This is a genomic window from Kribbella sp. NPDC051936 (assembly GCF_040680955.1).
Classification (GTDB): Bacteria; Actinomycetota; Actinomycetes; order Propionibacteriales; family Kribbellaceae; genus Kribbella.
Genome location: NZ_JBFAXS010000011.1, coordinates 313,998 through 322,972, shown reverse-complemented (window position 1 = coordinate 322,972; position 8,975 = coordinate 313,998). Strand labels below are relative to the sequence as shown.

General features: G+C 69.9%; 9 protein-coding genes. 5 read left to right on the top strand and 4 right to left on the bottom strand.

Going from position 1 to position 8,975, the window contains the following annotated elements; all coding sequences use genetic code 11:
- Window positions 1-1,437, top strand: a 1,437-nt coding sequence (locus tag AB0L64_RS35905; RefSeq protein WP_363717441.1) for a heparinase II/III family protein, incomplete at its 5' end; no start/stop codon positions are given.
- Window positions 1,438-1,456: 19 nt separating this feature from the next.
- Here AB0L64_RS35905 and AB0L64_RS35900 read toward each other — a convergent pair.
- A complete protein-coding gene (locus tag AB0L64_RS35900; protein WP_363717447.1) occupies window positions 1,457-2,041 on the bottom strand; it encodes an AAA family ATPase in 585 nt (194 codons plus the stop codon).
- 74 nt (window positions 2,042-2,115) lie between these two features.
- Between AB0L64_RS35900 and AB0L64_RS35895 the strand changes: the two genes are divergently transcribed.
- The 3 genes from AB0L64_RS35895 to AB0L64_RS35885 are packed head-to-tail and all read left to right on the top strand — an operon-like array spanning window position 2,116 to window position 3,611.
- On the top strand, window positions 2,116-2,325 hold the full coding sequence (locus AB0L64_RS35895) for a (2Fe-2S)-binding protein (protein ID WP_355477059.1): 210 nt from the start codon (window positions 2,116-2,118) through the stop codon (window positions 2,323-2,325).
- The gene (gene bfr / locus AB0L64_RS35890; RefSeq protein WP_363717440.1) at window positions 2,312-2,800 is read left to right on the top strand and encodes a bacterioferritin; all 489 of its coding nucleotides are present in this window, start codon (window positions 2,312-2,314) and stop codon (window positions 2,798-2,800) included. The genes AB0L64_RS35895 and bfr overlap by 14 nt, the downstream gene beginning before the upstream one ends.
- 49 nt (window positions 2,801-2,849) lie before the next feature.
- Window positions 2,850-3,611 carry a class I SAM-dependent methyltransferase gene (locus AB0L64_RS35885; RefSeq protein WP_363717439.1) on the top strand — a complete coding sequence of 254 codons (762 nt, stop codon included), beginning with the start codon at window positions 2,850-2,852 and terminating at the stop codon, window positions 3,609-3,611.
- 44 nt (window positions 3,612-3,655) lie between these two features.
- On the opposite strand, the gene msrA is transcribed toward AB0L64_RS35885, so the two are convergent.
- Together msrA and AB0L64_RS35875 are read right to left on the bottom strand one after the other, a co-directional pair.
- Window positions 3,656-4,300: a peptide-methionine (S)-S-oxide reductase MsrA gene (msrA, locus tag AB0L64_RS35880; protein ID WP_363717438.1), complete on the bottom strand. Its 645-nt coding sequence runs from the start codon at window positions 4,298-4,300 to the stop codon at window positions 3,656-3,658.
- A gap of 200 nt (window positions 4,301-4,500) precedes the next feature.
- Window positions 4,501-5,937 (bottom strand): PLP-dependent aminotransferase family protein, encoded by a 1,437-nt coding sequence (locus AB0L64_RS35875; protein WP_363717437.1) that lies wholly within the window; start codon window positions 5,935-5,937, stop codon window positions 4,501-4,503.
- A gap of 63 nt (window positions 5,938-6,000) precedes the next feature.
- On the opposite strand from AB0L64_RS35875, the gene AB0L64_RS35870 reads away from it, so the two are divergent.
- On the top strand, window positions 6,001-6,660 hold the full coding sequence (locus tag AB0L64_RS35870; RefSeq protein ID WP_355700401.1) for a hypothetical protein: 660 nt from the start codon (window positions 6,001-6,003) through the stop codon (window positions 6,658-6,660).
- A gap of 76 nt (window positions 6,661-6,736) precedes the next feature.
- On the opposite strand, the gene AB0L64_RS35865 is transcribed toward AB0L64_RS35870, so the two are convergent.
- Window positions 6,737-8,893, bottom strand: a complete 2,157-nt coding sequence (locus AB0L64_RS35865) for an MMPL family transporter (RefSeq protein ID WP_363717436.1) — start codon at window positions 8,891-8,893, stop codon at window positions 6,737-6,739.
- Window positions 8,894-8,975 lie beyond the last annotated feature (82 nt).

Genomic DNA, 8,975 nt, shown 5'->3' with positions numbered 1-8,975 from the left:
TACTCGTGGAAGGCGAACGTCGGCGCGTGGGAGTCCACCATGCACCGCACCAACGTGCTGATCTGCCTGCGGCAGGCGATCCTGTCCGGGCTGAAAGTCACCACAGTCCCGGCTCGGTACGCGTGGGTGGACGCGGCGCTGCTCAGTCACGCGCGGTTCCTCACCAACTACTGGAGCGGCGCGTGGAACCACGGCACCGACGAGAGCATCGCGCTCTTCGGCGTTGGCGTCACCCTCAATCGCAGCGACTACAAGAACCTCGCGGTCAAACGTCTCGCCGCGGGCATCACCACCTCGATCGACGCACAGGGCTCGACCAACGAGCAGTCGACCGGCTACGCCTCGTTCAACTACTCCTTGTGGGGCCGGGCGGCCGCGGTGCTGCAGAACGGCGGGGTGAGTCCGGGGACGACGATCACGACCCGGCGAGCATTGCTGGCGAAGTGGCTGACGCTGGCCACGAACTCGCTCGGCAAGCTGCCCCAGATCGGCGACACCGAGCTGCAAGCGACGTACCCGTGGAGCGGTACGCCGATGGAGTACGCCGGTTCACTGGGCACGAAGGGTTCCGCGCCGCCGTGGCGGGTGGGGGTCTACTCGGCCGGGTACGTCTTCGGGCGCACCGGGTGGGGTACCGATCCGGCGCGCGGGTTCACCGGCGAGTCGGCGTACAGCATCAGGTACGGCCCGCCGCGGGCGTTCCACGGGCACCTGGACCACACCAGCATCACGTACACGGCGCGCGGCCGGGACATCGTGGTCGACGGCGGGTACGCCGCGTACAACGCCGGCGCGTACCGGACGTGGGCGGTCAGTCCGGCTGCGCACAGCGTGCTGACGACTCCGACCTCGGCGGCGCTGAATCCGACCACCAGGCTGGCGTCGTACTCGGTGAAGACCACGTCGGAGTCGTACGTGCTCACCGACGCTCCCGGCAGCGGGATCAGCCGGGTACGGCGGGTACTGGTGCTGAAGGACCCGGATCTGCTGGTCACCTGGGACAGCGCGTCGGCGCGGACCGCGCAGGCGTTCCAGACGTTGTGGCACCTGCCGTCGGATCAGCGGGCAAGCGTGTACTCGCGGACGACCGCGGTCGCGATGGCGCCCGGGGACGCCACGAAGACGATCCTGTTCCAGGTCCCGTTCAAGCAGGCGCTGCCGCCCGGCGCGATCCTGGTCAAGCAGGCTCAGACCAACCCGATCCAGGGCTGGCAGTACCCGAGCAGCTTCGTCCGCAAGTCCGCCCCGACGTTGCTGCTGGCCCGCTCGGGCAGGACGGCCTCGATCCTGTCCTTCGTGGTCCCGGTCCGCGCCAGCGGCACGGTCACCTACTCGGTTCGCCAGTCGGGCACGACCTTCATCGTCAACCTCAACGTCGGCGGCAAGCGGACAGCCATCGCGATCTCCGGCGGCGGCTCCCTCTACCGCGCCGGCTGACCCACGGGGTGCCCCGGGGCTACCGGGGCACCCGCCGGAGGTCCTCGAAGGCGGTCGGCGGAGCCTGGTCCAGGCGCTCGCGGATCTGTCCGGCGCATTCGGCCGGCGTGTGCCGCTCGGAGTCGACCTCCACGTCGTACCCGCCGTGCTCGTGGACGAGCGGGAACTGGAGGGCGGCGCGGCCGATCGTCCGGTTCCCGCGCTCGCGTTCCCGCCGTTCGAGCTCCGGCAACGAGCAGCGGACGCCGACGAACAGCACCGGCAACCCGTCGAACACCGCGAGGCAGTCCTCGAACCGCCAGCGCTCGCCGAGGATGTGGTCCACGATCACGTCGTTCCCGGCCGCCGCCATCCCCGCGACCGCCCGGTGGAACCCCAGTACGGTCCGCTGGAACACCGGCAGGAACTCCGCCTCGGTCCACTCCCCGCGGGACCGGATCCGATGGAACTGGTCGATCGCCAGGTGGTACCAGGCGCCGTCCAGCGTCGCGAGCAACTCCTTCGCGATACTCGACTTCCCCGAACTCGACGTCCCGTTGAGCAACACCACCCGCCCCGCTCGCGCGGTCCATGCCCCAGGAACCAACTCATGACTCGCACTCATCGACACCGGCCCATGGTGTCTCATTCGTGGACACGATGGTGCTCGGAGTTGATGGTTAGGGTAGCCTCACCTCTGTGATCGTCTGCCACTGTGAGGTCGTCAGCGACCGGGACGTCGTCGAGAGCATCGACGCCGGGGCCCGGACGCTCGCGCAGGTGTGCGGGGCGACCGGGGCGGGGCGGAACTGCGGGGGCTGCGTCTTCTCTGTGAAGCGCCTGTTGTGCCAGCATGGGAGGTCGGTCTCGGCAACTCCGTTCACGGAGGTGGCAGGTGCAACCGGTTAACCCACGCGTCGTCGAGCTTCTCAACGCGGCGCTGACCCTTGAGCTGACCGTCATCAACGGGTACTTCCTGGAAGCCAGGATGCTCGACAACTGGGGCTTCGGCCGGCTCGGCAAGACCTTCTACGACCTCTCGATCGACGAGATGAAGGACGCCGACGAGCTGATCAACCGCATCCTGCTGTTCGACGGTCACCCGAACCTGCAGAAGCTCGGCGCGGTCACGGTCGGCGAGGACGCCCAGGAGATGCTCCGCCTCGGCCTCGAGGGCGAGTTGGCCGCGGTGGCCCAGTTCAACGCGTCCGCCAAGGAATGCCACGACCTCGACGACCACGGCACCGCCGCCGTCTTCGAGGAAATGGTCCGCGACGAGGAACGCCACGTCGACTGGTTCGAATCCCAGCTCGACGCCATCGAACGCATCGGTATCCAGCAGTACCTCGCCCAGCAACTGGACGCCGGCAAGTCTCCAGGCTGACGAGCAGAAATGAGAAGCGCCGGCGGGCGGAAGGTGCCAGGATGCCCGCATGGTTGCGCGGGCGTTGAGTTTCGGGTCGGTGGCGGAGGCGTACGAGCGGTTCCGGCCCGGCTATCCGGTGGAGCTCCTCGATCTGATCACGGCGTACGCCGGTGAGTCGCTCGGGACTGCGCTCGAGATCGGTGCCGGGACCGGTAAGGCGACACGGCTGTTCGCGCAGGGAGGGATCGCGGTCACAGCGACCGAGCCGGACGCGGCCATGCTCGCGGAGTTGCGCAAACACGTGCCGGCCGAGGTCACCACTCTGCAGGCCGCCTTCGAGGACCTGCCGCTGGATTCGTCGTACGACCTGGCCTATGCGGCCGCGGCGCTGCATTGGACCAACCCGGAAGGCCGGTGGGACCGCATGGCCGCGCTCGTGCGACCGGGAGGCGTGTTCACGTCGTTCGGCGTGCCGATCGGGCCCGCCGATCCGGACCTCAGCGAGGCCTTGCGCGCGGCCCGTGCACCGTACCTCGATGACGACGGCGTCCCGTCGCCCGACGGCACCCCCGCGGACCGCCCGATGCAATGGCCCGGCACGGAGCTGCAGCAGACCGCGTCGTTCACCGACGTCCGCCAGGCAGTCATCGAACGGTCCCTGACGGTGAGCGCCGAAGACTACGTCGGATACCTCTCGACGGTATCGGCGTACGTGATGCTGGACCCCGCCGACCGCGCCGAGGTCTTCCGCCGCACCCTCCGCGCCCTCCCCGAAACCGTAGAAGTCGACGCCCGGATCCACATCCACCTGGCCCGCCGCAGCACCTAAGACGAGGGCCCCACCAACCGGTGGAGCCCTCGCCCGTCAGACGCTCAGGCGTCAGAAGGGAACGGCGCGCCGGTGTTGCTGTGGCAGCGGTAGCCGTTCGGGTTCTTGTGGAGGTACTGCTGGTGGTAGCCCTCCGCGTAGTAGAAGGTCTGCGCGGGGGCGATCTCGGTGGTGATGTCGCCGTAGCCGAGGGGCTTGATGACCGGGGCGTAGAGGTCGCGGGTGCGCTCGGCCTCGGCGCGCTGGGCGTCCGTGGTGTAGTAGATCGCCGAGCGGTACTGCGAACCGAGGTCGTTGCCCTGCCGCATGCCCTGTGTCGGGTCGTGGGTCTCCCAGAACACCTTCAGCAGGTCGGTGAAGGTGGTCTTGGTGGGGTCGTAGACGACCCGGACCGCCTCCGCCTGGCCGGTGCGGCCGGTGCAGACCTCTTCGTACGTCGGGTTCGGGGTGTAACCGCCCGCGTACCCGACGGCGGTGGTGTAGACGCCCGGCTGCTGCCAGAAGATCTCCTCGGTGCCCCAGAAGCATCCGGTGCCGAACCAGACCTCCTCGAACCCCTCGGGCGCGGCGGCGGTCTGCGGCGTGTGCAGGACGATGTTCTCGTCCGGTACGGCGAAGCCCGGGGTGGGTCGGCCCGGCAGCGCGGCCTCCGGCTCGACCATGGCGGTGTTGCGGGTGAAGAACGACATTCTCACGCCTCTCGCAGAGTGACTCTCATAGTCTCCCAACGCCCGCGGTAAGGCGAACCTTCCCCGCACCCCTTACGGCACGATGACGTGCCGGGGCGGACCTGCATCACTCATCAACCGGTGTCGGAGAGCGTCCGGACACCGCAGCTGAGCGTGTCGCGGCGCCCGGGCCGGAGGTTGGTGGGTGATGGGCGTCCGCCTCAGGCGATCATCACCCCGGTCCGGCGGGCCGGGGCGGTGGTCAGCGAGTCGTACGACGCGGCCAGCCGGCGTACGCCCTCGCGCAGGGCGTCCTCGTCCAGCGTGAACGGGAGGCGGATGAAGGATTCGAGGCCGCCGTCGGGGGAGAAGCGGGACCCGGCGACCAGCAGGGCGCCGTTGCGCTGGGCGACGCCGACCAAGCTCGACCCGACCGGCTCGGGCAGCTCGCACCACAGCGACAACCCGCCGCCGGGCAGGCGGAACTTCCAGGACGGCAGCTCGGCGGAGACCGCGGCGGCCAGCGCGTCCCGCCGCCGCGCCAGCGTGGCCCGGCGCTCTGGCAACAGGGTCGAGCGGCGCCGCAGGAGGTCGGCGACGACCAGCTGCTCCAGCACCGGCGCACCGAGGTCCATCGACGCGCGGGCGTCCAGCACCCGCGCGACCAGCGCCTCCGGCACCCGCATCCACCCGATCCGCAGCCCACCCCAGAACGACTTGCTCACCGAGCCGACCGTGATCACGCCGTCCGGGTCGTACGACGCGAACGGCGGCGGCATCTCCTGCCCGTCCAGCGACAGCTCGAACAACGTCTCGTCCACGATCGCCGTCGTCCGCGACCGGGCGAACGCCCGCGCCAGCCGCTGCCGGTCCGCGGCCGGCATCAGGAAACCGGTCGGATTCTGGAAGTCGACGACCATCCACGCCGCCCGCGGTGCCGTCTGCCGAATGGTTGCCTCCAGCAAGGGTAGGTCCCAGCCGCCCGGCGACGTCGGCACGGCGACCACGCGGCAGCCGCTGCGCCGGATCGCGTCCACCGAGTTCGGATGCGTCGGGCTCTCGGTCAGGACCCGGTCGCCGATCTGGGTGATCGCCCGCACCGCGATCGACGTCGCGGCGAGCGCACCGGCGGTGACGACGATCTGGTCCGCGGTCGTCGGCAGCCCGCGTTCGCAGTACGCCGCCGCGATCTCGGCCCGCAGTACCGGCAGGCCTTGCGGGTGGTATCCGGGTGTGGCCAGGTGGAGCGGCAACTCACGAGCCGCGGACTCGACCGCCGTACTGATCCCGGGCACGGCGGCCGGTGCCGCGCAGGTGAAGTCGACCAGCCCGTCGGTGTCGATCCCCGGCGCATGGTGCCGCCCGAGCTCGGGCTCGACCTTCGACGGCAGCGCGGTCACGCTGCCTGAACCGCGCCGACTGGTCAGGTACCCGCTGTCCCGGAGCTCCCGATAAGCAGACGCGACCGTCGTCCGGCTCACGCCCAGCGACTCGGTCAGCTCACGCTCGCTCGGCAGCCGCGACCCGGGCATGATCCGCCCGTCGGCGATCAGCAGCCGCAGCCGCTCGGACAGCACCCGGTACGCCGGACCGGTCCCGTCGGCCCACTCGCCGAGCAGGCCGGTCAATGTGCTGGCGGGGAGATAACGCCCTTGCATGCAGTCCACTATCGCGCAATTGGCTATCGAACACCAGGCCACTTACTCCGGACACTGGACATCGTGACCGCCACCTCCGATGCCCCGCCGCGCCAGCTCGCGCCCATCAACCCGATCCAGCAGCTGAAGGCAGGCCACCTCCCGCGCCGCCTCGTGCAGCTGTACGTCGGCCTGGCCCTGTACGGCGCCTCGATGGGCCTGATGATCCAGGGCAACCTCGGACTGGACCCGTGGGACGTGTTCCACTCCGGCATCACCAAGCATGTCCCGCTCAGCTTCGGGACCGTGGTGATCGCGATCAGCTTCGTCGTCCTGCTCGCGTGGATCCCGCTGCGGCAGTGGCCCGGCCTCGGCACGATCAGCAACGCGATCGTGATCGGCCTGGTGACCGACCTGACGCTGGCCACGGTCGACCGCCCGGACGCGCTCTGGCTGCGGATCGTGTTCATGCTGTCCGGCGTCGTCCTCAACGCCCTGGCCGGCGCGCTCTACATCGGCGCCCAGTTCGGTCCGGGCCCGCGCGACGGCCTGATGACCGGCCTGGTACGCCGTACCGGTCTGAGCGTCCGCCTGGTCCGGACCACGCTCGAGCTGACCGTCCTCGCGACCGGCTTCCTGCTCGGCGGCTCGATCGGCGTCGGCACCGTCGTCTACGCCCTCTCGATCGGCCCGCTCGTCCACGTCCTGCTGCCGATCTTCACCGTCCGCCTGAAGCACCAGTAGAACAAGCAACGGGTCCCGGACCAGGTGGTCCGGGACCCGTTCACTCTCGCAGGACCCCTCAGCCTGCGGGCCTGTGTCAGCCGACCGGCTCCAGTTCGCGCTCCTCCACCGCGGGACGGGCCTTCAGCCGGCGGGGCCACCAGGCGCGGGTGCCGAGCAGGGCGATCACGCTCGGCACCAGGAAGCTCGACATCACGAACGCCGAGATCACGATGCCGGCCGCGACCGAGAAGCCCATCTCGGTGAGCAGTGCCATACCGGCCAGCATCAGCGACGAGAACGTGCCGGCCAGGATCAGCCCGGCCGCCGCCACCGACGGGCCGCCGTGCTCGATCGCGCGGTCGGCCGCGGTCCGTGGATCCGTCCCGCGCTCGGCCTCCTCACGCAACCGGGCGATCATCAGGATGTTGTAGTCGGTGCCGATGGCAACGACGAACAGGTACAGCATGATCGGCAGCGAGAACGTCACGCCCGCGTGGCCGGCCGCGCCCTGGAACACGAACACGGTCGCGCCGATCGAGCTGAAGAAGCTCAGCACCACCGCGAGCATCAGGATCAGCGGGGCGATCAGCGACCGCAGCAGCAGCGCGAGGATGACCGCGATCAGCCCGCCCGCGACCGGGAAGATCACCGACAGGTCCCGGCTGTTGGCGTCCCGGATATCGGTGTACCCGGCGGTCACGCCGCCGAGCAGCGTGGTCGTACCGGCCGGCGCCTGGGCGTGCGCGGTGTCCCGCAGCGGGCCGTCGACCAGGTCCAGCGACCTGTTCGCGTACGGCGCGCCGTCGAGGACGACGTTGATCTGGGCAACGGTCTTGTCCTTGCTCAGCAGGGCCGGGCTGCCGTCCGCGGCGGCCGGAAGGACCCCGCCGACACCGTCGACCTTGGCGAGCTTCCCGGCGTACGCCGTCAGCGCGGCCGGATCGAGCGGCTTGCCGTCGGTGCTGCGCACGTACACCGTGGTCGGGTTCAGCGCGCCGGCCGGGAACCCTGCCTGCAGGTCCTTGATCGCGCGCGCCGACTCGGTGCCGTCCGGCAGTTGGCTGAACGCGTCGTAGTCGACCTTCATGCCGAGCGAGCCGAGCGCGAGCACGACCATCACGCCGCCCGAGATCGCCGCGACCACCGCCGGGCGGCGCGCGGTGAAGGTGCCGAGCCGCTTGAACATCGCGCCCTTCGGGGTCTTCTGCCACGACTTCGACGGCCAGAACACCTTCGGGCCGAGCAGCGAGACCACCGCCGGGACCAGCGTGATCGCCGCCAAGGCCATCACCGCGACCGCGATCGCGAGCCCCGGGCCGAGGCTCTTGAACCCGCCGAACACCGCGAGCAGCAGCGCGCTGAACGCGACCACGATCGCGCCCGCCGCCGACACGATCACCTCGGCGACCCGGGCGACCGCGTTCACCAGCGCTTCCTTCGGCTGCTCGCCGGCCCGGAGACGCTCCCGGAAGCGGAACAGCAGGAACAGGATGTAGTCGGTGCCGACGCCGTACAGCACGACGGTCAGGATCGTCTGCAGATCCTGGGTGACCTGCAGGCCGGTCGCCTTCGCGACCAGCGCGATCAGGCCGGGCGCGATCGCCGCCACCAGGCCGACCGTGAGGATCGGCAGGAACGCTGCGACCGGGCTGCGGTAGATCACCAGCAGCAGGCCGATGATCAGCACGACGGTCGCGATCCCGACCACGATGAAGGCGTTCTCGAACGCGTCCTGGTTGTCGAGCATCAGCGCCGCGTCGCCGGTCACGCCGTACTCGAGGTCCGCGCCGGTGAGCGCGGACCCGGTCACGTCCCGGACCTTCTGGACGGCGTCTAGCACGGCCTGCTCGTCCGGTGCGCCCTTGAGGCCGATGCTGACGATCTGCACCTGTTTGTTGGGCGAGACCGCCTGCGGGCCGGTGACGGCCGCGGTCACCCGATCGATCTCGGCGGCGCTGATCTTGGCGGCGAGCTCGGTGACCTTGGCCTGATCTGCCGCGGTCAGCTCGCCGCCGGCGCCGCGCTTGACGACGATGCTGGCGGTCGCGTCGTTGGTCTGGCCGAACGTGTCGGCGGCCAGCTTCTGCGCCTGCACCGACTCGTACTTGTCAGGCAGCAGCGCCGCCTGGTCCTTGGTGGTGACGTCCGCGAGCGTCGGCGCGAACGCGATCACGGCCACCGCCGCGACCACCCACGCGGCGATCACCTTCCACGGGTTGTGGACGACGAAGCGTCCGAGTCTGGTGAACACCCCGAGACCTTTCTGTCTACCTGCCGGTCGGTAGGTAGACTACCTGCCGGTCGGTAGGCAAGTGAAGGTGAGAAGGTGGTGA